The 25,839-nt window shown below is 65.4% G+C and carries 19 protein-coding genes, 1 other RNA gene and 1 riboswitch; of the genes, 8 read left to right on the top strand and 12 right to left on the bottom strand.

Annotation, left to right across the window (positions count from 1 at the left end; translation table 11 throughout):
- Positions 1-13 precede the first annotated feature (13 nt).
- The 3 genes from trhA to LL964_RS08285 all read right to left on the bottom strand — a co-directional run bounded on the left by trhA (position 14) and on the right by LL964_RS08285 (position 3,373).
- Entirely contained in the window at positions 14-658 is a 645-nt protein-coding gene (trhA, locus tag LL964_RS08295) for a PAQR family membrane homeostasis protein TrhA (RefSeq protein ID WP_104586510.1), read from the bottom strand.
- A gap of 75 nt (positions 659-733) precedes the next feature.
- Positions 734-2,338, bottom strand: a complete 1,605-nt coding sequence (locus LL964_RS08290) for a peptide chain release factor 3 (protein WP_104586509.1) — start codon at positions 2,336-2,338, stop codon at positions 734-736.
- A 126-nt stretch (positions 2,339-2,464) separates the two neighbouring features.
- The gene (locus LL964_RS08285; protein WP_425478145.1) at positions 2,465-3,373 is read right to left on the bottom strand and encodes a M23 family metallopeptidase; all 909 of its coding nucleotides are present in this window, start codon (positions 3,371-3,373) and stop codon (positions 2,465-2,467) included.
- A 129-nt stretch (positions 3,374-3,502) separates the two neighbouring features.
- A riboswitch (SAM riboswitch) is annotated at positions 3,503-3,623 on the top strand.
- A 71-nt stretch (positions 3,624-3,694) separates the two neighbouring features.
- Here LL964_RS08285 and metX point away from each other — a divergent pair.
- Genes metX through LL964_RS08270 form a run of 3 tightly spaced genes read left to right on the top strand, consistent with a single transcriptional unit; the run spans position 3,695 to position 7,025 of the window.
- A complete protein-coding gene (gene metX, locus LL964_RS08280) occupies positions 3,695-4,726 on the top strand; it encodes a homoserine O-succinyltransferase MetX (protein WP_104586508.1) in 1,032 nt (343 codons plus the stop codon).
- Positions 4,723-5,940 (top strand): O-succinylhomoserine (thiol)-lyase, encoded by a 1,218-nt coding sequence (locus tag LL964_RS08275; RefSeq protein WP_104586507.1) that lies wholly within the window; start codon positions 4,723-4,725, stop codon positions 5,938-5,940. Before metX ends, LL964_RS08275 begins: the two co-directional genes overlap by 4 nt.
- Positions 5,937-7,025, top strand: coding sequence for a homoserine dehydrogenase family protein (locus LL964_RS08270; RefSeq protein WP_167395241.1), 1,089 nt, complete (start codon positions 5,937-5,939; stop codon positions 7,023-7,025). Before LL964_RS08275 ends, LL964_RS08270 begins: the two co-directional genes overlap by 4 nt.
- 352 nt (positions 7,026-7,377) lie before the next feature.
- Here LL964_RS08270 and LL964_RS08265 read toward each other — a convergent pair whose 3' ends face one another.
- Positions 7,378-8,385: an alpha/beta fold hydrolase gene (locus LL964_RS08265; RefSeq protein WP_167395240.1), complete on the bottom strand. Its 1,008-nt coding sequence runs from the start codon at positions 8,383-8,385 to the stop codon at positions 7,378-7,380.
- A 412-nt stretch (positions 8,386-8,797) separates the two neighbouring features.
- A complete protein-coding gene (locus tag LL964_RS08260; protein ID WP_104586506.1) occupies positions 8,798-10,180 on the bottom strand; it encodes an L-serine ammonia-lyase in 1,383 nt (460 codons plus the stop codon).
- Between the two features lie 85 nt (positions 10,181-10,265).
- Between LL964_RS08260 and LL964_RS08255 the strand changes: the two genes are divergently transcribed.
- Positions 10,266-10,508: a glutaredoxin family protein gene (locus LL964_RS08255; protein WP_104586505.1), complete on the top strand. Its 243-nt coding sequence runs from the start codon at positions 10,266-10,268 to the stop codon at positions 10,506-10,508.
- Positions 10,509-10,694: 186 nt separating this feature from the next.
- Here LL964_RS08255 and LL964_RS20075 read toward each other — a convergent pair whose 3' ends face one another.
- The 4 genes from LL964_RS20075 to LL964_RS08225 all read right to left on the bottom strand — a co-directional run bounded on the left by LL964_RS20075 (position 10,695) and on the right by LL964_RS08225 (position 13,204).
- Positions 10,695-11,270, bottom strand: coding sequence for an excalibur calcium-binding domain-containing protein (locus tag LL964_RS20075; RefSeq protein WP_104586504.1), 576 nt, complete (start codon positions 11,268-11,270; stop codon positions 10,695-10,697).
- Between the two features lie 132 nt (positions 11,271-11,402).
- On the bottom strand, positions 11,403-11,972 hold the full coding sequence (locus tag LL964_RS08235) for a YceI family protein (protein ID WP_104586503.1): 570 nt from the start codon (positions 11,970-11,972) through the stop codon (positions 11,403-11,405).
- Positions 11,973-11,981: 9 nt separating this feature from the next.
- Positions 11,982-12,545 carry a cytochrome b gene (locus LL964_RS08230; RefSeq protein WP_104586502.1) on the bottom strand — a complete coding sequence of 188 codons (564 nt, stop codon included), beginning with the start codon at positions 12,543-12,545 and terminating at the stop codon, positions 11,982-11,984.
- A complete protein-coding gene (locus LL964_RS08225; RefSeq protein WP_104586501.1) occupies positions 12,542-13,204 on the bottom strand; it encodes a YceI family protein in 663 nt (220 codons plus the stop codon). Before LL964_RS08225 ends, LL964_RS08230 begins: the two co-directional genes overlap by 4 nt.
- Positions 13,205-13,300: 96 nt before the next feature.
- On the opposite strand from LL964_RS08225, the gene LL964_RS08220 reads away from it, so the two are divergent.
- Complete coding sequence (locus LL964_RS08220) at positions 13,301-16,879, top strand: ATP-binding protein (RefSeq protein WP_104586500.1); 3,579 nt, start codon at positions 13,301-13,303, stop codon at positions 16,877-16,879.
- A gap of 193 nt (positions 16,880-17,072) precedes the next feature.
- On the top strand, positions 17,073-20,642 hold the full coding sequence (locus LL964_RS08215; RefSeq protein WP_104586499.1) for a hybrid sensor histidine kinase/response regulator: 3,570 nt from the start codon (positions 17,073-17,075) through the stop codon (positions 20,640-20,642).
- Between the two features lie 60 nt (positions 20,643-20,702).
- On the opposite strand, the gene mdtD is transcribed toward LL964_RS08215, so the two are convergent.
- Positions 20,703-22,124, bottom strand: a complete 1,422-nt coding sequence (gene mdtD / locus LL964_RS08210; protein ID WP_104586498.1) for a multidrug transporter subunit MdtD — start codon at positions 22,122-22,124, stop codon at positions 20,703-20,705.
- Between mdtD and LL964_RS20070 the strand changes: the two genes are divergently transcribed.
- Both LL964_RS20070 and LL964_RS08205 read left to right on the top strand, forming a co-directional pair.
- Positions 22,123-22,248, top strand: a complete 126-nt coding sequence (locus LL964_RS20070; protein ID WP_255626208.1) for a hypothetical protein — start codon at positions 22,123-22,125, stop codon at positions 22,246-22,248. The two genes, mdtD and LL964_RS20070, sit on opposite strands and share 2 nt — an antisense overlap.
- Positions 22,249-22,586: 338 nt before the next feature.
- Entirely contained in the window at positions 22,587-24,098 is a 1,512-nt protein-coding gene (locus LL964_RS08205) for an AraC family transcriptional regulator (protein ID WP_228329406.1), read from the top strand.
- Positions 24,099-24,255: 157 nt separating this feature from the next.
- Here the strand turns inward: LL964_RS08205 and LL964_RS08200 are convergent, their stop codons facing one another.
- Both LL964_RS08200 and LL964_RS08195 read right to left on the bottom strand, forming a co-directional pair.
- Entirely contained in the window at positions 24,256-25,440 is a 1,185-nt protein-coding gene (locus tag LL964_RS08200; RefSeq protein WP_146092335.1) for a hypothetical protein, read from the bottom strand.
- 65 nt (positions 25,441-25,505) lie between these two features.
- Positions 25,506-25,581: non-coding RNA, sX9 sRNA (locus tag LL964_RS08195), on the bottom strand.
- Positions 25,582-25,839 lie beyond the last annotated feature (258 nt).

The raw sequence follows: 25,839 nt of genomic DNA, 5'->3' as shown, positions 1-25,839 counted from the left end.
GAGGCCTTGCGCGCTACATCACCTGCGCGATCACCGCCACGAAATGGCAGGCGCTGCCGGCGAGCACGAACAGGTGCCAGATGGCATGGAAGTAGCGTTGCGTATCGCGTTGGTAGAAGTACGTACCCAGCGTATAGAAGAGCCCGCCTGCCAGCAGCCAGCACAACGACCAGGTATCGACGGAGCGCAGCAGGGGCTCGATCGCCACGATGATCAGCCAGCCCATGGCCAGGTAAAGGGCGGTCGACAGCAGGCGGAAACGACCGGTGAAGAACAGCTTGAAGATCACCCCCGCCGCAGCGATCGTCCAGATGGCCGCGAACAGACCCCAGCCCCAGGGGCCACGCAGGTTGATCAGGGTGAACGGCGTATAGGTGCCGGCGATCAACAAATAGATCGCGCAATGATCCAGCACCTGCAAGCGTGCCTTGGCGCCCGGATGCGGAATCGCATGGAACAGCGTGGACGCGACGTAGAGCAACACCAGCGTGGCGCTGAACACGATGGCGGTCGCCAGTTGCCAGCCATCGCCGTAGATGGCGGCCAGGGTGATCAATACCGAACCACCGGCCAGGGCGGCAATGGCGCCCAGGCCATGGGTCACGGCACTGGCGATTTCGTCGCGCAGGTCGGTGGAAGGGGAAGCGTCTGCATTCATGCCAAAAAGGTAACGCAACTGCGAGCAATTCGCATCGCCGGCGGTAGCGTACGCTTGTTGTGGTTCAAGCGCGGCTCAATCGACGGCCTTTGCGTGCGCATGTTCGCGTGTGGCCGAGAAGCGCACATCCGGGGCGCGTTCCTGGGCCAGTTGCAGATTGACCCGTGTCGGTGCCAGGTAGACCAGCTCGCCAGCCGCGTCGATGCCCAGATTGCCGGCGTTCTTCTCGCGGAATTCCTCCAGTTTCCTGGCGTTATCGCAATGCACCCAGCGCGCGGTGGTCACGCTCACCGGCTCGAAGATCGCATCCACACCATATTCGTCCTTGAGCCGGTAGGCGACCACGTCGAATTGCAGCACACCGACCGCGCCCAGGATCAGATCGTTGCTCATCAAGGGGCGGAAGAACTGCGTGGCGCCTTCCTCGGACAGCTGCGCCAGTCCTTTTTGCAGTTGCTTGAGCTTGAGCGGATCGCGCAGACGCGCGCGTCGGAACAATTCCGGCGCGAAGTTGGGGATGCCGGTGAACGACAGCGACTCGCCTTCGGTGAACGTATCACCGATGGAGATGGTGCCGTGGTTGTGAATGCCGATCACGTCGCCCGGCCACGCTTCGGCGGCGATCTCGCGGTCGGAGGCCATGAAGGTCAGCGCATTGGCCAGCTTGACGTCCTTGCCGCTGCGCACATGCAGCGCCTTCATGCCGGCGGTGAACTTGCCCGAACACACGCGCATGAACGCGACGCGGTCGCGGTGCTGCGGGTCCATGTTGGCCTGGATCTTGAAGACGAAGCCGCTCAGTCTGGGCTCGGTAGCTTCGACACGGCGGCCGGTGGTGTCGCGCGCCTGCGGCGGCGGTGCGTGTTCGACGAAGAAGTCCAGCAGCGGTTGCACGCCGAAGTTGTTGACGCCCGAACCGAAGAACACCGGCGTCTGCTGGCCGGCGCGGTAAGCCTCCAGGTCGAACGGATTGCTGGCGCCTTGCACCAGTTCCAGCTCGTCGCGCAGCTCGGCCAGCATCTGCTCGCCGATCTTGGCGACCAGGCCGGGCGCATCCAGGGACGGGAAGATGGTCGAATCCTGACGGGTGAAATTGCGGCCCTGTTCGTACAGATGCACTTCGCCGCTGATCAGGTGTACCACGCCCTTGAGGCGCTGGCCCATGCCGATCGGCCAGGTGACCGGGGCGCACTGGATGCCCAGCACGGTTTCCACTTCGTCCAGCAGCTCGATCGGGTTCTTGCCCTCGCGATCGAGCTTGTTGATGAAGGTCATGATCGGGGTGTCGCGCAGGCGGCAGACTTCCATCAGTTTGATGGTGCGTTCTTCCACGCCCTTGGCGACGTCGATCACCATCAGTGCCGAGTCCACCGCGGTGAGCACCCGGTAGGTGTCCTCGCCGAAATCGGCGTGGCCGGGCGTGTCGAGCAGGTTGACGATCTTGCCTTCGTAGGGGAACTGCATCACCGACGAGGTCACTGAAATGCCGCGCTCCTTTTCCAGCGCCATCCAGTCCGAGGTGGCGTGGCGGGCGGCCTTGCGCCCCTTGACCGAGCCGGCCATCTGGATCGCACCGCCGAACAGCAGCAGCTTTTCGGTCAGCGTGGTCTTGCCGGCGTCGGGGTGGGAAATGATGGCGAAGGTGCGGCGGCGCGCGGCTTCGTTGGAGACTTCGGACATGAGGGAGCGCGCCCGGTCGGACGCCTGCGGAAACTGAGGAAGCCGACGATTATAGCGGCATCGATCGGCGCGCCCGGGTCCGGGCGCCGAAGCGGTCTCCGAATGGGGAGTCGCAATGCCGAGCGGTCAAGGCGCCGGCGACGGGAACTGCAGCTCGCCCTCCGGCCCGGACATGCGAAAGGGTAGCGAGATCAGGCGCATTCCCACATTGCGCTGCACCGAGAAATGCAGATGCGGCGCGCGGGAGAACCCGGTGTTGCCGGAACTGCCGATGCGGGCGCCCGGGTCCACGCGCTGGCCGCTGCGGACAGCGATCCCATCCGGCGCCAGGTGGGCGTAGATGGCCATGCTGCCGTCGTCGTGCAGGATCCTGACGAGGTTGCCGCCGCCCGCCTCGGGGCCATGTGGGCCATCCTCGTCGAAGCCCTGCTGCACATCCATCACCGTGCCCGCACGCGCGGCAAGCACCGGCGTGGCGCGCGGCAGCGCAAAGTCCACCGCGTACCAATTGAGTTCGTCGTGGTGGCTGAACGGCCCTCCATAGCCCTGGGCGACCCGCACCGGCGCATCACGGAAGGGCAACTGGTAGTGCGCCTGCTGCAGCTGCGCCTCGGCATCGCCGGGTACCAGCGCCAGTTGCATGCCGAGTCCGCCTGTAGGCCGATGGCGTCCGGCGGGGTAGAGCCTGGCCAGCAGGCGACGCTCGTGCGCGGCCAATTGGGCGACCACGGGCAGCTGCGGTACCACGCGGTAGTCGTCGCTGGCTGGCGCGCTCAGGCGGAATTGCGCCGGCCCGGCCAGCGGATTGGTGGCCCAGACCAGATAGGTCGGCGACTGCCATTCCACCAGCAACGTGGGAGCGGGCGGAGACATCGCCGTGTCCGGACCGCGCGGCATGCCCGGCGCCTGTACCGGGACGCCCGGTGTCGGTGTCGGCCAATGCCAGCGCTGCTGGGCCGCCAGCGTGCCGATGGACGCCAGGATCGACAGGCCGGCGCCTGCAAGGATGGCGCGGCGAAGGACACGGTGCGGCACGTCGGGCTCAGGCGGGGCAGGGGCGGCAAGTATGCGGGGGCGCGGTGGCCAGGGTGGTATCGGATGAAAATATATCTTTCCATCCGCATGAAGCGATTGACATCGTAAAAATGCGGTGGCATCGTAGCCTCACCATCGAGACCGGCGGAGGGACAGGCCCTTTGATGCCGGGGCAGCCAGCGGAGCGCGCAAGCGCCCGCGTTTGGTGCCAAATCCTGCGGGGACCACCGCGTCCGCCGAAAGATGGTTCGAATCGTGCCTTGCGCACGTCGAACGCGAGCTCCCGCGAAGCTCGATGGCCGATCCACCCCGGAAATCGCCATGAGCCTCGTGACCACAGCATCGCCAACCACTCCAGATGACGTTGTAACCCCCGCTGCCGAAACTGCCGGGCCTGCTGCCGTGCGCGGAGAACTGGTGGTGTCGCTGCCGATGCGACATGCCGGGCTGCGCGAGTTGCGGCTGCGCTACGAACTGGTTGGCGCGGCCAACGCGCCAGTGGTGTTCGTGGCCGGAGGCATCTCCGCGCATCGGCACCTGGCGGCCGGCGAGATGTATCCCGAAAAGGGCTGGGTGGATGGCCTGGTCGGTGCCGGTCGCGCGCTGGATCCTGCCTCGCGGCGTCTGCTGGCGTTCGACTTCCTGGGTGCCGATGGCACGCTGGATGCGCCGATCGATACGGCCGACCAGGCCGATGCGATCGCCACCTTGCTGGATGCGTTGGGCATCGCGCGTCTGCACGGCTTTGTCGGCTATTCGTACGGCGCCTTGGTCGGGCTGCAGTTCGCGATCCGGCATGCCGCTCGCGTCGGCACGCTGGTCGCCGTCAGTGGCGCACATCGCGCCCATCCGTACGCGGCGGCGTGGCGCGCCCTGCAGCGCCGCGCGGTGGCGCTGGGCCAGCTGCAATGCGCCGAAAGCCATGGCCTGTCGCTGGCGCGCCAGTTCGCCATGCTCAGCTACCGCACGCCGGAAGAATTCAGCGAGCGCTTCGACGCGCCGCCGGAAGTGATCAATGGCCGCGTGCGCGTGGCGGCCGAAGATTATCTCGATGCCGCCGGCGCGCAATATGTGGCGCGCACCCCGGTCACGGCCTATCTGCGCCTGTCCGAATCCATCGACCTGCACCGCATCGATCCGGCGCAGGTGCGCGTGCCGACCGTGGTGGTCGCGGTGGAAGGCGATCGCCTGGTGCCGCTGGCCGACATGGTCGGCCTGGTCGAAGGCCTGGGGCCGCGCGGCAGCCTTCGCGTGTTGCGCTCGCCCTACGGCCACGACGCCTTCCTGAAAGAAATCGATCGCATCGACGCGATCCTGACCACTGCCCTTCGCATCACCGGAGAAACCGCATGAGCTTTCGTGACCCCGCCGACGCCCCCTGTACTGCCGCCACCGCCGCCGTGCGCGCCGGGATCGATCGCGACACCGCCTATGGCGCGGTGACCCCGCCGATCGTGCTGTCGTCGAACTTCTCATTCGACGGGTTCGGCAACAAGCGCCAGTACGACTACACCCGCAGCGGCAATCCTACCCGTGACCTGCTGGGCGAGGCGCTGGCGGAGCTGGAAGGCGGTGCGGGCGGGGTGATCACCGCCACCGGCATGGGCGCGATCAACCTGGTGCTCAATGCGGTGCTGCAGCCCGGCGATACGCTGGTGGTGCCGCACGATGCCTATGGCGGCAGCTGGCGGCTGTTCAACGCCTTGGCCAAGAAGGGCCACTTCGCGCTGATCACCGCCGATCTCACCGACCCGCGTTCGCTGGCCGATGCCTTGGCGCAGTCGCCCAAGCTGGTGCTGATCGAAACCCCGTCCAACCCGCTGCTGCGCATCACAGACCTGCGCTTCGTCATCGAAGCCGCAAAGAAGGTTGGCGCGTTGACCGTGGTGGACAACACCTTCCTGTCGCCAGCGCTGCAGAAGCCGCTGGACTTCGGTGCCGATCTGGTCCTGCACTCAACCACCAAATACATCAATGGCCACAGCGATGTGGTGGGCGGTGCGGTGGTGGCGCGCGATGCGGAGCTGCATCAGCAGTTGGTGTGGTGGGCCAACGCGCTGGGCCTGACCGGTTCGCCGTTCGATGCCTTCCTCACCTTGCGCGGATTGCGCACCCTGGATGCGCGCCTGCGCGTGCATCAGGAGAACGCCGACGCGATTGCCGCCCTGCTGGATGGGCATGCGGCGGTCAACCAGGTGTATTTCCCGGGGCTGGCAACGCATCCGGGCCACGCGCTGGCAGCGCGTCAGCAGAAGGGATTCGGGGCGATGATGAGCTTCGAGCTGAACGGCGGCGAGGCAGCGGTACGTGCGTTCGTCGATGGCCTGCGCTATTTCACCCTGGCCGAGTCGCTGGGCGGCGTGGAGAGTCTGATCGCGCATCCGGCCTCGATGACGCATGCGGCGATGACCGCCGAAGCGCGCGCGGCGGCCGGGATTTCCGATGGGTTGCTGCGCCTGTCGATCGGTATCGAATCCAGCCAAGACCTGCTGGACGACCTGCAGGCCGGTCTGGCGCGTGCAGAGGCCACCCTGGCCGGTGCAGCCCGCAAACAGGTCGACGCATGAGCAGCGTCCTTCCCGCATCGCCGCGTGCAGCGAAGGCGGCGGTGACGCCCACGCCCCGACTCGCCTTGCTGGGCACCGGCACCGTGGGCCGCGCCTTCGTCGCCCGATATTCGGCCCTGCAGCAGCGCCAGCTGCGGCTGCCCCGGTTCGATTGGTTGGCCAATTCGCGTATCGCCCACGACTGCGGCGTGAGCGCCGAACAGGCCTTGCAGCAGGCCAACGCCGCGCCGCGTGGTCAGGCCGTCCTGCAGCCTTGGGCGGAGACCTTGGCGTTGCGCGCCGGCGATGTGCTGGTGGACGCCACCGCCAGCGATGTGGTTGCGCAGTGGCATGTGGAATGGCTGAGCCGCGGTGTGCACGTGGTCACCGCCAATAAGCTCGGGCAGGGCACCGCGCTGTCGCGCGCACAGGCGCTGCATGCCGCTCGGCATGCCCATGGCGCGCACTACGGCGACAGTGCCACGGTGGGCGCCGGGCTGCCGGTGCTGAGCAGCGTGCGCGCGCTGGTGGCCGGCGGCGACCATATTCATTCGATCGAAGGCGTGCTGTCCGGATCGTTGGCGTGGCTGTTCCATCGTTATGACGGCAATGGCGCCTTTTCGGATTGCGTGCGCGAGGCGGTGGCGGCGGGTTACACGGAGCCGGATCCGCGTATCGATCTGTCCGGTGAGGACGTGCGGCGCAAGCTGCTGATCCTGGCGCGCGCGGCGGGTTGGCAACTGGAGGCCGAACAGGTGCATGTGGAATCGCTGGTGCCGGCCAGCATCGTCGGTGCGTCGTTGGCGGAGCTGGATGCACGGCTGGGCGAGCTCGATACCCCGCTGAATGCGCGTTGGCAGCAGGCCCGGGCCGCAGGGCGTTGCCTGCGCTTCGTTGGGCGCGTGGATGCGCACGGTGCAAGCGTGGGGCTGCGCGAGCTGGCGCTGGAGCATCCGCTGGCGGGCGGCGCGGGAACCGACAACCGGGTCGCCATCAGCAGCGACCGGTACCACGAGCAGCCCTTGCTGATCCAGGGGCCGGGTGCAGGTGCGGAAGTGACGGCAGCTGCCTTGCTGGACGACGTGCTGCGGATCGTGGCCGGTTGATCACGCCACGGAGCCGGCTCCATCGTGTTTGCGTCCACCTGGCGTGTGCGCCCTCTGCGCGGCGGCTACCGACGCTGGCTGGAACGTCGATTGCGTGTTCCGGGCGGCCGGGAATTGGATCCAGGAGGGGGCGCGAGATGGCGGTGGGCCGGAACCAAAGCCTGACCGACGATGGTCTTCTGGCGTGGATCCGCGCCGACGGTGGTGCGCGCCGTGTCGTGCCGACACCATGTGTCATTTCCCATGGGGCGGTGGCCCCCCGCAGGGCGGCGCCCGCGGTCGCCCGGTATCGGCCGACCGCGGTGCAGCTGGGAGTGGCAACCGAGCTTGCCACTCCCGCGTGCCGACACGACTATCGCGCAATCGCTTTCAACAGCGCAGCGTTGAAACGCGCCGGGTCCTGCACCTGCGGCGAATGGCCCAGGTCGGCGAACTCGATCAGCGTCGCATTCGGAATCGCGGCCGCTGCGCGTTTGCCCAGCTTGGCGTAATCGCCGACGCGCGCCTTGACCTCGGGCGGGGCGGTGTCCTTGCCGATCGCGGTGCGGTCCTTGAGGCCGATGAACAACGTAGTCGGTACCGCAAGCTTGGGCAGCTCGTACACCACCGGCTGGTTGAACACCATGTCGTAGGTCAATGCCTGGTTCCACGCCACTGCCTGTTTGCCGTTGCCCAGCGACATGCCGGCCTGCATGCGCGCCCAGCGCTCGAACTTCGGTGTCCACTGGCCGGCGTAGTACACCTCCATCTGGTACTTCTTGATCCGTTCGAAGCTGGCTTTCAGCTCGTTCGCGTACCAGGCATCCACGCTACGCCACGGGATGCCTTCGGCCTTCCAGTCTTCCAGGCCGATGGGGTCGACCAGCGCCAGATGTTCGGTGGCGTGCGGGTACATCAGCGCATAACGGATCGCCAGCATGCCGCCCATCGAATGGCCGACCACCACCGCACGCTCGATGCCGAGCTTCTTCAACAGCGCATGCGTGTTGTCGGCCAGTTGTGCGAAGGAGAACTGATAGGCGGCCGGCTTGCTGGATTTGCAGAAGCCGATCTGGTCCGGCGCGATGACGCGGTAGCCGGCCTTGCTCAGCGCGGCGATGCTGTCTTCCCAGGTGGCGGCGCAGAAATTCTTGCCATGCAACAGCACCGCGGTGCGCCCGTTGGGCGCGCCGCTGGGTGCAACGTCCAGGTAGACCATTTCCAGTGGCTGCTGTTGCGAGGTGAAGGCGTAGGTCTTGACCGGGTGGGGGTAGTCGAAGCCCTCCAGGCGTGGGCCATAACTTGCTTCCTGCGCCATCACTGGACTGCAGGCCATGGCCAGGGTAAGGGTGCAAGCGAGTTGTCGCATCGCGATCTCCATCCGAATCCAGCGTCCGACAGTACAGCGGAGGATGTGGTGGGGACGTACAGCTGGCGGCGTTTGGCGGGCGCTGGTGTGGTATTGGCGAATGCGTTGCCAGGGGAGGTTGCGATGCACGCGCCCTCATCCGCGCTTCGCGCACCTTCTCCCGCGTGCGGGAGAAGGGCAGAGCGCTTACCGGCGTTTGCTGCGTTCGCTCATCCGCGCTTCGCGCACCTTCTCCCGCTGGCGGGAGAAGGGCTGAGCGCTTGCCGGCGCTTGGTGCGTTCGCTCATCCGCGCTTCGCGCACCTTCTCCCGCGCGCGGGAGAGGGCAGGGCGCTCAACCGTACTTGCATTCGCTTACTGCGCTTTGTGCGGCTTCTGCCGCTCGTGAGAGAAGGACGTGCAGCCAACCGTCGTGTGCTGTTGGCTCAGCACTCGATGACGTTCACCGCCAGGCCGCCGCGGCTGGTTTCCTTGTACTTGTCCTGCATGTCGCGGCCAGTGTCGCGCATGGTCTTGATGACCTTGTCGAGCGAGACCTTGTGCTTGCCGTCGCCGCGCATGGCCATGCGGCTGGCGTTGATGGCTTTCACCGCGCCCATCGCATTGCGTTCGATGCACGGGATCTGCACCAAGCCGCCGATCGGATCGCAGGTCAGGCCGAGGTTGTGCTCCATGCCGATTTCCGCGGCATTCTCGATCTGGCCCGGATTGCCGCCGAGCGCAGCGACCAGGCCGCCGGCGGCCATCGAGCAGGCCACGCCCACTTCTCCCTGGCAGCCGACTTCGGCGCCGGAGATCGAGGCGTTTTCCTTGTACAGGATGCCGATGGCCGCAGCGGTGAGCAGGAAGTCGAAGATGCGCTGCTCGGACGCGCCTGCGCAGAAACGATCGAAGTAATGCAGTACCGCCGGAATGATGCCGGCCGCGCCGTTGGTGGGGGCGGTGACCACGCGGCCGCCGGCGGCATTTTCTTCGTTGACTGCCAGCGCGTAGAGGTTGACCCAATCCAGCGTGGTCAGCGGGTCGCGCATGGCCGCTTCCGGCTTGGACGAGAGTTCGCGGTACAGCGCCGGGGCGCGCCGCGAGACACTCAGGCCACCGGGCAGGGTGCCTTCCTCGCGGATGCCACGCGTCACGCAGGACTGCATCGCATTCCACAGCTCGCGCAGGCCGGCGCGGATCTCGTCTTCGCTGCGCCAGCTCTTTTCGTTTTCGAACATCAGTGCGGCAATGCTCAGGCCGCTGCGCGCGCATTGCGCCAGCAGCTCGTCGCCGCTGAGGAACGGATACGGCAGCGGGGTTTCGTCGGCCACGATGCGGTCGTCGGCGGCATCGTCCTGGTTGACCACGAAGCCGCCGCCGACCGAGTAGTAATCGCGCGTGGCGATCACCGCGTCTTCGGCGTCGTAGGCGGTGAAACGCATGCCGTTGGTGTGGTACGGCAGCTTCTGCCGCTTGTTCATCGGCAGATCGCGTTTTTCGTCGAAGCCGATGGCGTGCTCGCCCATCAGATTGATACGCTTGCTCGTGCGGATGCGTTCCAGCGTGGCCGGAATGATGTCCGGGTCGATCAGGTTGGGACGGTGGCCTTCCAGCCCGAGCAGCACCGCCTTGTCGGTGCCGTGGCCGCGACCGGTCAGCGCCAGCGAGCCGAACACTTCGGCGCGGATGCGCACCACGTCCTGCAGGCGGCCCGCGTCGAGCAGCCAGCGGTGCACGAAGCGCTCGGCGGCACGCATCGGCCCCACGGTGTGGGAGGAACTGGGACCGATACCGATCTTGAACAGGTCGAACGTGCTGACAGCCATGCGTGCCGGAGAGGTGAGCGTAAAGGCGGCTATTCTAGACGTTCGGCGCTTGCGGCACGGCTGCAGCGCAGCATGAGACCCCTGCATGGCCCTGACCCTGTACCAGCGCGACGACTGCCACCTGTGCGATCAGGCCATCGAAGTGCTGGCGCAGGCGCGTGCCGGCGACTTCCTCAGCATCTTCATCGACGAAGACGCCGCCCTCGAGGCCGTTTATGGGGCACGGGTGCCGGTGCTGCGGGACGCGCAGGGACGCGAGCTGGCGTGGCCATTCGATGGCCCCCTGCTGCGCGCATGGCTGGAGCAAGGCCGCGACCAGGGCGGATGAGTGCCACTATCGCTTGCAGCCGCCTCCGCTCGCCTGCGTGGGTGATGGCGACAGGTGACCGGTGGACTTCGCTTTGCCGGGTATTCACCGTGCGCGACATCGGATCCGTCTTGCCGCGCTGGCGATCCACGGCATCCGGAGGGCAACGCTCGAATCGCCAGGCCCATGTCGAGGGCCGACCTCGGTTCAGTGGCACCACTGCTGCTCGCAGGGCACGCCGTCGCCGTCGCCATCCATCCGGGTATTGGGGCAGTGCTGCAGCACGTAGGTGGCTTCGTCACAGGAACGCATCTGTGAACACTGGGTACGACCGTCGCAACCGGCCGGCGCGGGGGCGGGTGCGGGCGTGGCTGGCGAGCGTGCCGGCGCCGGTTCTGCCACGGCGGTGGGCGCTATCGCCTCGCTCAGTGCATCGCGCTGCAGGTAGGCGAACGCCGCGCCACCGGTCAGCAGCAGCATCAGCACCACCTTGCCGAGCCCGAGCTGGAAACTTCCGCTGTTCGCCGCACGCGGTGCGTGGCGACGGCGGGAAGGTTCACCCTTGCCGGCCTGTGCACCGGCGCGGGTGATGCGCACCGCGCGCGGGCGCATGTCCGGGCCGGCTTCGGTCTCGAACGCGATCAGCTCGCCAATACGCGGCGCCTGCGCGCCGCTCCCGAATGCGGAGATATGCACGAAGACATCGTCTCCGGGGCGCGCCGGAGTAATGAAGCCGAAGCCTCGATCGCTGTTCCAACGGGTCAACGTTCCGTGTGTGCGCATCGTTCACGTCCTTGATGGGATCGCCGAGTCTAACTGTCTATCGGTGTCATCTGGTGTTTCAGGCACAAAAAAGCGGCGGACCCGACGAGGTAGTCCGCCGCTCAGTGGCCGCATCCCGTGCGGCCTGTGGCGCTACTTCGCCTTCAACACGACCTTGGTGCTGATCGCGGTTTCGTTGGGGATGGTCTTGGTATCGGTCCAGTCGCCGCCGCCCACGCCGAAGTCCAGCCGCTTCACCACCGCCTTGCCCGTCAGCACCGGCTGCGCGCCGGGCGTCCAGGTGAAGGTCAGGGTGACCGGCTTGCTGACACCGCGCAGTTCCAGGGTGCCGTCGGCGGCATACTGGTTGCCGCCCAGTGCGCGGAACTTGTCGGCGCGGTAGCGCGCGGTGGCGAACTTGGCGACGTTGAAGAAGTCCGGGCCCTGCAGGGTGGAATCGCGGTCGCTGTTGCCGCTGACCGCGCTTGCCAGCGGAATGCGCACGTCGAGCTTGGCGCCGGCCAGGTTGGCCGGATCGAAATTCAGCGTGGTGTCGAAGCCGGGGAACTTGCCGGTGAACACTTCCCCGTCGTACTTGCTGGCGAACACCAGCGTCGAGCCGGGGGCCTGGACGTAATCGGCGGCCAGCACCGGGGCGGCTGCGAAGGTGGTCACCAACGATGCAGCGACCAGCATGGGAGAGGCGAACAGCTTGGACGACATGGGAAATCCTTAGGGTCTGGAAGAAAGCCAGCCGCGCGGCAACATCCGCGCCAGGGTGGCGTCACGCTGGAACAGGTGGTGGTAGAACGCGGCGCCGGCATGCGCCAGCACCACGGCGATCAGCAGCCAGAAGCCCCATTCGTGGACGAAGTGCGCGATGGCGCGCAGGTGTTCGTCCGGCGGGCTGAGCTTGGGCACATCGAACAGGCCGAACCAGCGGAACGGCCGCAGGCCGCTGGTGGAGTCGTACAGCCAGCCCGACAGCGGCATGGCGAAGATCATGGCGTACAGCAGCCAGTGGGTGAGCCCGGCAATGCGCTCCTGCCAGCGCGGCGTCCCCACCACCGGCGGGGGAGCGCCCGCATACAACCGCCAGCCCAGGCGCAGGATCACCAGCGCCAGCACGGTCAGCCCGAGCGACTTGTGCGCGGTGTAGACCCAGAAGTATTTCGGTGTCCTGGGCAACTCGCCCATGGTCAGGCCGACGATGCCCAGTACCAGGATCAGCAGCGCGATCAGCCAGTGCAGGGTCTGGCTGACGCCGCCCCAACGGTCGGTATTCTTCAGGCTCATGTGCCGGATTCCCGGTGTTCAGTGGTGTCGGGTGTGGCGGGTTCAGATGGCGGTTCGGGCGCTTCGTCGTCCGCGCGCCCCTCGCGCACGGCTTCTGCTTCGATGCGCAGCTCCACGGTGTCGCCGATCATCGATTTCCACGCATCGATGCCGAACTCGGCCCGGCTCAGCGTGGCGGTGGCGGAGAACCCGGCGGTGCGCCTGAACGGCGGCAGCGGATGGCGCTTGAGCGCGTTGAGGGTCACCTCCAGGGTGACCGGACGGGTGACGCCATGCAGAGTGAGATTACCGGTGACCCTGGCATGGTTCTGGCCGCTGGCTTCCACGCGCGTGGAGACGAAATGTGCGTCGGGAAAACGCTCGGCGTCGAGTAGGTTGCGTGCCAGGGTGGCCTGGTTCCACTTCGCATCGCCCAGGTCGGCCCGATGCAGCGGCACGGTGACATCCAGCCGCGCCGACGCCCAGTCGTCCGGGTCGAAGACCAGGCTGCCGGTGCTGCCGGATACCGTGCCCAACGCCTTGGAAAAGCCCGCATGTTCGACCGCGAACAGCACCCGGGTATGCACCGGGTCCAGCGCATAACGCGCCGGTGCGGCGCTGGCGGCCAGGCTGGTGAGGGCCAGGGCTGGAAGGAGCAACAGGCGGGCGAGGGACGTCATGGGCGGATTCTAGACACATCCCGCCAGCGCGCGCTCGACTTGCGCTCGCAACGATCCGTTGCGAGCATGCCGGCTGGACGTGGAAGGGATTCCCACATGCGTGTGCTGCTGATCGTGCTGCTTGCCATTTTGATGGCCTTTCCTGCACTGGCCACGATTCCGGCCATTCCGCGGTTTCGTATCGTTGGGCCGGCCGAGGGCTTGCCCTCCACCATGATCACCGCCATTGCCCAGGACCGTGCTGGTTATCTGTGGATGACTACCACTGATGGACTGGTGCGCTACGACGGTGCCGGGTTCAAGGTCTGGCGTAATGAGCCCACCGACCGGCACTCGCTCAGAAGCAACCTGCTGCAAGCGATCTACATCGATTCGCAGGACCGGCTATGGTTGGCGCTGGGTGGCGCCGGGGTGGCGATGCTCAGCGCCGACCGCGCCACGTTGACGGCCTACCTGCCCAATGAGGTGCCCGAACTCGCTGTCGGCGATGTCTATGCCATTGCCGGCCGCGGCGATGAGATTTGGTTCGGCCTGTCGACCGGCGCGGTGCTGCGGCTTGATCCGAAGGGGCGGTTCAGCACATTGGATCTGTCCAAGATGGAAGACCCTCTGGCGCGCAACCCGGTCTATGCCCTAGCGCTGGATGACCGCGATCGGATGTGGATCGGCACCCTGGGCGGCCTGGCGTATCACGACGGCATGAGCTTGCATCGGGTGCGCCCGGATGGCGATGCAAGCGGCATCAACGCGTTGCAGTGGGTAGGGCAGCGGTTGTGGGTGTCCACTGACACTGGCCTGCGCTCGATGGACGGGTCCGGTGTCTGGCACACCCCTACCTGGTCGCCGATGTTTGCGTCGGGCAATCGTGTCTGGACGGTCGCCGATGCGGGCGATGGCGAGTTCTGGCTGGGCACCGAGCAGGGGCTGTGGCATACCCGCCCGGGCCAGCCCCCGGTACCGGTCAACAACGGCGATACGCCTCTGGTATCCAACCGCCACGTGGTTACCATCTGGCGCAGTGCACATGGCGGGATCTGGGTACCCTTGCATGGGCGCGGGCTTGCCTACCTGCGCGAAGACTGGCGGCGCACCGCAGCGTTCAAGCAGATCAACGAGCAGGGGAAAGGGCTCAATTGCAGTCTTGCACCCGCTGCACGTTCCGGTGGGCTGTGGCAGTTCGATAGCAGCGGCCGGATGCTGCGCTATGACACCTCGACCGGTGCATTGACACAGACCGGCATACAGCAGCCGGAGTTTAGCGACATGGAGGTGGCGGCCGCTCTGGAAGATAGCCGCGGCACCGTTTGGCTAGGCAGCGGGCGTTTAGGGCTGTCGCGTGTCGATCTGACCACCGGCGCGCTGCGGCACTTCACCGATGGCGGACCTGCCGAAGCGGCGGTTTGGATCGGTGAGCCAGGCGACGGCACGGTATGGGTGGCATACGAGCAGGTGATCCAGCGACGCGACCTGGCAAGCGGACGGCTATTGGAAACGATCGATGAAGACCACCCGCATGGTCTGAAGGAAGTCGTTCCGTCGCAGATTCGCAAGGGTCCGGATGGGCGCATGTGGGTCAGTGCGTTTGGCGGCATGTACGCCTGGCAATCGGCTGCCGGTGGTTTCGTGCCGGTACCTGGCCTGGAAACCGATGAGACACTGCAGGCGTTCGTGGTCGAAGACGCCACCCATCTCTGGTTGTACCGCGCAGGCAGTCTTGAACATTGGGGCAGCGATGGCACCCAATGGAAGCGGCTGCGCCGTATCCGCTCGGTCGAGGGCTTTCCCGCGATGGATGCCTACGGGCTGGAGCGCGACAGTCAGGGGCGGTTGTGGTTGTCGGGCCCACGCGGCTTATGGCGCATCGATCCACGTCAGGCGCGGGCACAGGTGCGCGGCTTCAATGCGCGCGATGGACTGACCAGCCTGGAATTCAGCCGCCGCTGCCTGCTGATGGCGCGTGATGGCGTGCTGGTGGGCGGGACCGCCGATGGCTATACCTTGCTGATCGACACGCGTGCACCAGATGTGCCGACGTTCACGCCGGAGATGCGCCTGGAAACGGTAAGCGTGCAGGCAGGCGAACGTCGTCGCAGCTTGCCGACTGGCGGTGGTTTTTCGCTGTCGCCGGTGGACCGCCAGCTGCGTATCAACATGCGGCTGCTGTCTTTCATCGATCCGATGGCCAATCGCTACCGTACTTTTTTGAAAGGTTTCGATTCGGGCTGGGTGGACCACGACGCATCAGGAATGCGGGAGTTTTCGGCCCTGCCGCCCGGCCGCTATGTGCTCCAGATGCAGGGTATCGATCCGCTGGGCAATACATCGAAGGTGCAGACGCTCGATTTTACCGTCAACCCACCCTGGTGGCGCAGTGACATGGGCCTGGCCGCGCTATGCCTGCTTGGCGTGGTGCTGGCCGCACTGTTCGCCGCGGCCTACCGGCGCCGGGTCCGCCTGCGCGCGCAATGGCAGTTGGCCCAGCACAAGCGTGAGCTGGCCGAACAGGCCTCGTTGGCCAAGACGCGGTTCCTGGCGACGCTGGGACATGAGGTGCGTACGCCGATGACCGGGGTTCTGGGCATGAGCGAGCTCCTGCTGCAAACGCAGCTGGATCCCCGTCAGCAGGGCTATGCCGGTGCGATCCAGTCTGCGGGCAAGCATCTGCTGCGACTGGTCAACGACGCGCTGGATCTGGCCAGGATCGAAGCGGGCAAGCTGCCGCTGGATCACCGCGATTTCGATCTGCGTCAGTCGATCCGGCAGGTGGTGGATCTGGTGCGCCCGAGCGCCGAACAGAAACAACTGCGCTTCGACTGCGAGCTCGACGACGCGCTGCCGCCGGCCTTGCATGGCGATGCCAACCGGGTGCAACAGATCCTGCTCAACCTGTTGTTCAATGCGGTCAAGTTCACCGAGCGTGGCAGCGTGCGTCTGCGGGTCTCGTCATTGCCGCATACACCTGGACAGGGCATCCGGATGGAGGTGTGCGATACGGGCCCCGGCATGAGTGCCGAACAGCGCACGCGGCTGTTCCAGCGTTTCGAGCAGGCCGAAGGCGCGCTGACACTGGCACGGCATGGCGGCAGCGGGCTGGGCCTGGCGATCTGCCGCGAACTGGCGGCGGCCATGGGCGGTGCGGTGAATGTCAGCAGCGAGTTGGGGCAGGGTGCCTGCTTTGTCGTCGAACTGCCGTTGCGGTGGGTGACGACGCTGCCCGAGGGCATGCCGGATGCGGCACGGGCGATCGCGCCGCAGGATCAGACCCCACTGCAATTGCTGCTGGTCGAAGACGACCCTACCGTCGCGCAGGTGATGATCGGCCTGCTGCAGGTGCGCGGACACACCGTGACCCATGTGCTACATGGGCTCGCGGCGCTGGCCGAGGTCAGCACGCGCAGCTTCGACGCCGGCCTGTGCGATCTGGATCTGCCCGGCATCGATGGTGCAGCCCTGGTCGCGCAGCTGCGCGCACGTGGCGTGCGCTTCCCGATCGTGGCGGTGACCGCACGCGCCGATGCCGACGCCCAGCCGCAGGCGATGGCCGCCGGCTGCAACGGCTTCCTGCGCAAGCCGGTGACCGGCGATCTGCTGGCGCAGGCCCTGGCGCAGGCGCTCGCCGATGCCGCCGACGCAGCGGGCGAACACCCGATGGACCCACCGGCCGGCAATGCTTAGCCGCTGCGCGCAGTCGCCGGTGCCCGGCTGCTGTGTCACCCCCCTTTGCGCATGGCAGCGCTGGCTCGCCTGCGGCGATGCGCAGGGGGCTCGGGCGTGTTGCCAGCATGCGGCGCGGTGCGCACTATGCGTGCAAACAAAACAAGGACGCACGTTGCAAGACAGACCTCTCCCCCGCCGCAGGCCGACGACCGTGCAAAAGGCGCGGCGTCTGTTGCTGTGGTGCGTGATCGCCGTGTGCGCATGGCCGGTGCTGGGGATCGGCGCGGTGCCCGTCTTGCCGCAGCCGCGTCAGTTGACGGTCGCCGACGGGCTACCGTCCAACATCGTGTACGAGGTGGAGGAGGACGCCAACGGCTACCTGTGGTTGGCCAGCAGCGATGGACTGGCACGCTACGACGGCCGCAACTTCCGCATCTGGCGCATCGAGGATGGACTGCGCGACAACCAGGTGTGGGCGATCCACATCGACAAACGCAACCAGGTCTGGGTCGGGACCGGTATGGCGGGACTGGGCATGCTGGACCCGGCGCGTCATGCGTTCACCTTCTACGACGGCACCCGTTACCCGGCACTGCGCGGTGCGGTGATCTGGAACATCGTGTCCACCGACGACGGCAGCGTCTGGTTCGGTACCGAAAGCAGCGGGCTGTTCCGGCTGCGGCCCGATGGCGTGCTGGACCACTTCATGCATCGCGCCGACGACCCGCGCAGCGTGCCCGACGACGCCATCTATCGGCTGAGCATCGATACGCGTGGCGTGCTGTGGGTGGGAACCGCCGACGGCCTCGCGCGCTGGACCGGCAAGGACTTCGAACGTCAGCAATTCCCGCAGGGCACCGCGCAGATCATCACTCAGCTGACCGCCGACCCCGACGGCAGCCTCTGGATCGGCACCAGCGATGACCAGGTGTTCCGACGCGATTTGCAGGGCGGCCTGAGTCCGCACCGCTGGCAGGCGCCCACACGGTATCCGGTGCTGGGGGTGCTGCTGCGCGATCACGACGGTAGCTACTGGCTGGATACGGCGGCCGGCCTGGGGCATGCCACCGGCAGTCAGGTGCACAATGTCCCGCTCTATAACGCATCCACGCACGGCCGCGTGCGTCCCAACTGGGAATCGGCCTACCAGGATCGCGAAGGCGGTGTATGGTTCGCCAGCCCGATCGGCGGGCTCTGGCACCTGCCGTCGAACTGGCGTCGCTTCGCGGTAGTGGTGAATCACGAGGAAGACGGTCGGCTGCAGGGGAATCTCGCGATTCAGGCCACCGCGAAGTCCAGCGACGGGCGCTTCTGGCTGGTGGGCAGTTCCGATGCGCTCGAGCGGGTCGATCCTGCACAGGGCAGGATCGAGCTGGTGCTGCGGACGCTGGGCTCGCAAGGCTGGGCGAACAGCATGCTGGAAGATCGCAAGGGCCGGGTGTGGGTGGGCAGTTTCGGACACCTGTTGCGCTATGACCCCGCCAGCGGTGAGGTACTGCATTGGAAGTCCACCAAGGACCTGCACGGTAGCGTGCGTGATCCCACCTGGGAGGCGGTCCTGGAGCGTCTGCAGCAGACCGCCGATGGGCATGTCTGGATCCAGACCCCGATGGGGCTGCAGGAGCGCGACGAAGACGGCCGCGTGCTGCGCAACCTGCTGCGAGGCACGCATGGCCTGGCCCCCGACCTGGTGGTGCGTCAGTTGCAGAGTGGGCCGGACGGCATGCTGTGGCTGGCCGGAAGCCACGGCCTGCAACGTTGGAATGCGACCCGCGAACGCTTCGAGCCCATCGCCGGTGCGCCGCAGGAACAGATCTTCAACTTTCGCTTCAGCGACAACGAGGTCGCCTGGCTCGCGGGGCTGGGGAAGTTGCATCGCTATCTGTGGAAGGACGGCAGTCTGCATCACCTGGACACGGTGGGTGCCGACCAGGAGTTCCCGGCGCTCGCCCCGCAGGGCCTGGTGGTCGATCGCGATGGCGTGGCCTGGCTATCGAGCATGCGCGGCCTGATCCGGGTCGACCCGGCCACCCGCGGCGTGCGGGTGTTCGGCGTGCACGACGGCTTGCCCAACCCGCAGTTCGTGCCGCGTTCGTTGGCGCAGTCGTCCAAGGGCATGATCGTGGGCGCCACCCCCGACGGCCTGGTCATCTTCGATCCTGCCCAGCTCAAACCCAAGGATCATCGGGTACCGCTGGTCATCGAGCGGGTGGGATTGCGACGTGGCGAGCGCGGGCTGGATGTGAGCCATGTCAAACCGTTGATCGTGCAGGACGGCGATCGCGATCTGCATATCGTGGCGCGGCTGCTCAGCTTCGCCGACTCCGAATCCAACAGCTACCGCTTCCGCCTGAGTGGCTACGATCCGGACTGGATCGATGTGGGTCCGAGCGGCGAGCGGCTGTTTTCGCGCCTGCCGGCCGGGCACTACACCCTCGAAGTGCAGGGACGCACCGCCGACGGCATCTGGTCGGCCAGCCAGAAGCTGCGCTTCCAGGTGATGCCGCCCTGGTGGCTGGCGCCGTGGGGGCTGGCCGGGTTGGGCCTGTTGGCGCTGTGCATCGTGGCGGCCTCGATCCTGATGTACCGGCGGCGCCTGCGGCGCCTGAGCGCGTGGCAGCTGGCAGTGCACAAGCAGGAACTGGCCGAACAGGCGTCGCTCGCCAAGACCCGATTTCTGGCCACGCTCGGCCACGAAGTGCGCACGCCCATGACCGGCGTACTGGGCATGAGCGAATTGCTGCTCAAGACCTCGCTGGATTCCCAACAGCGCGGCTATACCGAATCCATCCGCCGCGCGGGCGCGCATCTGCTGCGTCTGGTCAACGACGCGCTGGATCTGGCGCGGATCGAGTCCGGACGCCTGGAACTGGACCTGCAGCCATTCTCGGTACGCCAGCTGGTGGCAGAGGTCGAAGCGCTGATGGCGCCGCTGGCCCGCGAGCGCGGGCTGCATTTCAGCCTGGAGGTGGGCCTGCTGGGCGACATCACTGCCAGCGGCGACCCCACCCGTATCCGCCAGATCCTGCTCAACCTGCTCAGCAACGCGATCAAGTTCACCGAGCGCGGCGTGGTCGGTCTCAAGCTGACCACCCAGGGTTCGTATCAGGGCCTGCGTTTCGAAGTGGCCGACACCGGGCCAGGCATCAACGCCGATCAGAAGGCGCGCCTGTTCCAGCGTTTCGAGCAGGGCGACGGCGCCAAGACCACGTCGCGCTATGGCGGCAGCGGCCTGGGATTGGCGATCTGCCAGGAACTGGCAGTGGCCATGGGCGGACATATCGAGGTGATCAGCCGGCTTGGCGCCGGTACGCGCTTTGTCGTGGATCTGCCGCTGCGCTGGGTCAGTTCCAATGTCGCGCCGGGCAGCGAGGGCTCGCGTGCCGACGTGCACGTTGCGCCGCAGCGCATCCTGCTGGTCGAAGACGATTCCACCATCGCCGAGGTCATCGTGGGCCTGCTGCGGGCGCAAGGGCACACCGTCGTGCACGCTCCGCATGGCCTGGCGGCATTGACCGAAGCGGCCGACAACACATTCGATCTGGCGCTGCTGGATCTTGACTTGCCCGGGCTGGACGGCTTCGCGCTGGCCCGGCAACTGCGCGTGTTCGGCTACGAGATGCCGCTGATCGCGGTGACCGCACGCTCGGACGAGGCCGCCGAACCGGCCGCGCAGGAAGCCGGTTTCGACAGTTTCCTGCGCAAGCCGCTCACCGGCGACATGCTGGCCGATACGATCGCCGAGGCTTTGCGCGGCGCGCGTCCGGGCCAGGGCCGCTAGGCAGGCGTCGATAAGCGCTGGGTTTGCGCTGCGTTTGGGCTGGAGTGCGCCGGGTAGCGGCTATTCGGCCACCGCCTCCACCTCCCTGGGATGCGGTCGGGTGTCGGCCAACTGCCAGAAGATCAGTGTCGAGGTCAGGGTGATGCCGCCCACGCACAGGAAGGTGGCATGCAGCGCGGCAGTGGCGCCGTGCGTCTCGCCCAGCTGCGTGTCGAAAGCGGCCAGCAGGCTGCCTGCCGCTGCGGCGCCGAAGCCGGTGGCCAGCATCATCACCATCGACAACAGGCTGTTGCCGGGGCTGGCCTGATCGCGATCCAGATCGCGCAGGGTGACGGTGTTCATGACGGTGAACTGCAGCGAATTCACCCCGCCGAAGCAGGCCAGTTGCAGCAACCGCAACCACAGCGGCTGGCCGGCATCGATGAGCGCGAAGCTGGCCATTGCCAGGCCCACCAGCACGGTGTTGACCATCAACGTCGTGCGGTAGCCGAAACGTCCCACCAGCCTGACCGCAGCGCGTTTGGCTGCCATGCCCGCCAGTGCCACCGGCACCATCATCAGCCCGGCGTGCATCGGACTCATGCCCAGGCCCACCTGCAGCAGCAACGGAATCAGCAACGGCATCGAGCCGCTGCCCACGCGGGCGAACAGGTTGCCCAGGATGCCGATGCGATAACTGGCCACTTTGAACAGGGCCAGCGGAAACAGCGCGTTGGCGGCATTGCCGGCATGCAGCCAGTAACCGGCAAGGGCGGCCAGCCCACCGATCGCTAGCAGCATGACGAAGGCGTGGCGCATGCCGGGCTCGGCGATGCCGTCCAGCGCCAGCGACAACGCCACCATGCCGACCGCCAGCATCAGATAGCCGATCAGATCGAAGCGTCTGCGCGCTTGGCCGTAATGGTCCGGCATGATCCTGAGCGCGGCGATGAAGCCGATGATGCCGATCGGCAGATTGATCAGGAAGACCCAGTGCCAAGAGGCCACTTCCACCAGCCAGCCGCCCAGCGTGGGACCGATCAACGGGCCGATCAGGGCGGGAATGGCGATGAAGCTCATCGCGCGCAGGAAGTCTTCGCGCATCACCGTCTTGAGGACCGCCAATCGCCCCACCGGCAACAGCATCGCGCCGCCGATGCCTTGCACCACCCGCGCGGCGACCAGCTGTGGCAGCTGCTGCGCGGCGGCGCAGAGCAACGAGCCCAGCGTGAACACGATGATCGCTGCCAGGAAGGTGCGCCGGGTGCCGAAGCGGTCGGCGATCCAGCCGGAGGCTGGAATGAACATCGCCACTGCCAACGCATAGCTGAAGACGACCGACTGCATCTGCAGCGGGCTTTCGCGCAGGCTGCGCGCCATCGACGGCAACGCCGTGTTGACGATGGTGGCGTCCAGCATCTGCATGAAGATCGCCAGCGACACCAGCCACAGCAAGGGCTTGATGGCGGCGTAAGCGTGCAAGGTAGGGACGGGTGCAGACATGAGCAATGTTGAAGGAAGGGCAGCGCATTATCCCCGCGCCAATGTGCAGAAGGTCGCAATGGCATGCGGTATTGCGTTGCTTGAGTTCGTCGCAGCGCCGCAGCGCTGCAGCGGCAATGAGTGAGACGGCCCTCACCCAATTGATTGGCTGTGCGGTCGCGCGATACCAATCGTCGGGACAACCGGATGGCAGCGTGCTAATGCCGAACCTGGCTTGCAACAAGCGTTGGATTCGCTGGCGAATCTCTTGCGCCTTCAACGGGTCCAGCCAAGGCAAGCGCGGGTCTCCGTGTTGCCATGGAGTGATCGAGTGGCAGGCGCGGCGGTGAACCGAGCAGCGAATGCATTGCCTGGAGCTTTGCCGACGGTCTGGTCAGGGATGGCGCGACTTGGGTATGGCCGCCTTCCGAGCGCGCCGGTGATCAGGTCGAAAAATCCATGGAAAAGCAGGTCTTCGATGTAATGCAGCGCGCGTACTTCCCCGGCGATCCTCTGGCGAAAATGCTGGAAAGGATCGCTGCGGAACTGTCGCACAGTGAGATCGCAGACGGCGCGGTCTGCACGTTTGTCGCGGTGGAGGAAGGCGATCCACCGGTTCAGGATCCGGCGCAGATGCATGCCACGCCTGCACAGATGTTTCTCGTCCAGCATGGCCAACAGGTTCTCGGCGCACTGAGCGTGAGGCCGGGGCAAGACGGCATCACCACACAGGCGATGACGCTATACCGGCAGATCGCAAAGTGTTGTGCGTACCTGATCCAGCGCGATATCGCGCGGGCGCTGGCTCAGGACCGGTTCGGTCGAGCGCTGCCGCTTGTGGGCGTGAGCGAGGAGGTATGGACGATCGATGCGTTCGTCGAACACGTCGCATACAGTCGCTTGCCTGTCATCGTGCGCGGCGAGTTCGGTACCGAAAAGGAACACGTGGCGATCCTGCTGCATGCCGCCGCACCCTGGCGGGAGGGGCCGTTCGTTGTGGTCGATTGCGCCACTGCTGTTGGCGACGTGCCGGCACTATGGTTCGAGCGTGCAGCGGGAGGAACCTTGTTCCTGCAGAACGTGGACGAGCTCGACGACGCGCTGCAACGCCAGGTGGCCGGATATCTCTCGGCCCGCGATTGGCCATGGTCCGTTGCGGGCGGTGAGGCCTTGCCGCGGGTCGTCGCCTCCACGACCGCCGATCTGCCGCGCCGTGTCCGTGCCGGGCGCTTTTTGCGGGCACTACTCTCGCAACTGGAGGTCCTGGCAATCGAGCTCGCCCCTTTGCGCAGCCGGCACGCCGACATCGGCTTCCATATCGAGCGCGTGCTGGATCGGCATGGCCTGGATCACCGCTCTTCTGTCACCGAGCCGCTGATGGATGTCCTGGCCCATTACCCATGGCCGGGAAATCTTCACGAGCTGGAGCGGGTGATGCTGCGCCTGGCGGTCATGACGGCCGGCAGGCCGATCGGCATTGCCGATATCCAGCGCCATGCACCGCATCTGGTGAAAGACCGCGAATGGCAAGCGCAGCGCGATGTGCGCGCGACACCATCACCAACGGCCGGGCTTGCAAGCGCGTCCATGCTGCCGGAAACGCCGGTCGATTGGATCGATGGCCTCCCGCATCGCCCTGGCCAACGTCTGGCCAGCTTGCACGACGCACTCCGGCGCGCCCTGGTGCACCTGGGCGAACACTACGCCGAGCCGCTGACCCTGGGCGACCTGGCTCGGCAGGCGCATGTGAGCCAGTCGCATCTGGGCTTTCTGTTCCGCGAGGAGCTGGGCACCCCGTTCAAACCGATGCTGCAGCAGCTCCGCATCGAAAAGGCCAAGGAGCTTTTGCAACGGCAACCGAGACTGCGCATCACCGAAGTGGCGCTGAAGGTCGGCTTCGGCGACCTGAGCCACTTCGAGAAGAGCTTCCGGCGGCTGGTGGGGGTGAGTCCGCGGGAGTTCCGTAACGCCGGTACGAGCAGTGGGATCGACTAGCCTCGGGTAGCGGTGTTCCTGGTCGCTTCGTGCTGGGTTTCTTGCGAATAGCTCAGCGCGAAGTTCTAGTGCGATGAATTCGATAAGTTCACCCTCGCCAAGGCGAGCATCCACGTACATCATGATTGCATCGATTAAGAGTCTTAGAGTGGCAGAGCTAGTCCTCAACTTCTTTCCTTGAAGATTTGATCGATTGATTGGCGAAGTATTCAGACTGGCTTTCCGCAATTTTTCTGATCCGATCCCCCTGGTGTAGCACTTGGTCTGCACCTGCAGACAATGCATTGCGCACTTCATCTTTGGATAAATTGAACCCACGATTTTCGCATTCGCGCACGATTTCCTTTATCAAATAATAGTCTCTGGTCTTGATGGCGCCTTCAATGGCCGGCTCTTGAAAAAAGAATCGTGCCGGAGAAAAGTGCTTAAATAGGTTGAGCGGGAAGACTTCCATGGGAACGGGCAGTAATCGTTCAGTTCTGAATATATAAAGATCTCGTTCGGCCTCCTCGATGTAAGTGATTGTTCCAGTCAGGGACCCGATTGCAGCTTGCTTGGCCAGTTCGCACGCCGATCCAATCAGTTCGATTTTTTTCAGCAATATTTCCTTTGATTCATGGCCATCGCCTAACATATCTCGAAGTCGCTTCAATACTGCGTTGGGTACGTCTTGAAACAAGTGTGCCAGCCCCGTGCCGGATCCAAACGAGCTAAGGATGCCTAGACTTGGCACTTCGGAAGGCAGTACTAGCCATCTTTTTCCCACTTCGACTGTAATTTCGTAGGCCAGCCTTGCACACGGGTTTTCGCTATTTTCCGCGTAAAATGTGAGTAATGCCAAATTCAGCGCTGCCTGTTGTTGAGTCGTGGCGCTCGAGTTTAATAAGTTCAATGCCATGCGCATGGTCAGTACGCCGCCAGCGCTTTTTGCGTCCTCTTCAGGCAAGTGGTCCAGGGGCGATGGGATATAAGTATCGCCAAAAATCGGCGAAAAACTGGCGACGACATCTTTAGCATGGGCAATGCTCAGGAATTCCGCAACTCTAAAAGTGCGCTGAGTTACAGCGAGTGGGGCGACTACACCCATAAGATCGAGTGACTGAGATGTCGCATCACTAACTCCAAATTTTCTCAATGTCGTGCGGACGAGTTCTTCACAGTCCAAGCCAACATCTATCTTTGCAGCCAGGTTTTCTTTGGTCCGACTTCCCAGGATCCACTTCGCAGGTCCTGACCGTGAAAATGATGTGGCTGCACCTGTCGCCAGAAATCCTCCATGCGTCAAGCCTTGAGCTATCATTCTGGCAGCCATTTTTTTCCTTATCTTAAAGAATGCACGCATTTACGCGTATCCTCGTCATGTTATGGCAGTGGAGTAAGTGCGTCAGTTCGCTTCGGATTAAGAGCGGCTAACAGAACGTAGCGAGCGATCGTCAGGTGGGTGTGAACGGCGCGGAGGAACCCGAGTGCACGTATGGCGCATGCCGATTCCGAGGGTCGGCCACGCCCGCTTGGCGGGGAGCGCGGTCGTTTTGTTGGCCGCTCTAGAGTGGTTGCATCCGATCAGGCTCGATCCCTTGCATTCATGCGTAAGCTTGGCGCAAATGGATAAACGCAGCAGCCGCCTTAATAGCGCTGGAAACAACTATTCTTCAAAGAGGCTTAGAGGGTGTTTACATAATCAAGTTACTAACCGGCGAAGCAGCAACCTCGCTTCGGTCAACCAGACCCACGCTTCGGC

The organism is Xanthomonas melonis (assembly GCF_020783655.1).
Taxonomy (GTDB): Bacteria; Pseudomonadota; Gammaproteobacteria; order Xanthomonadales; family Xanthomonadaceae; genus Xanthomonas; species Xanthomonas melonis.
This window is presented reverse-complemented; position numbering and strand designations above follow the sequence as displayed.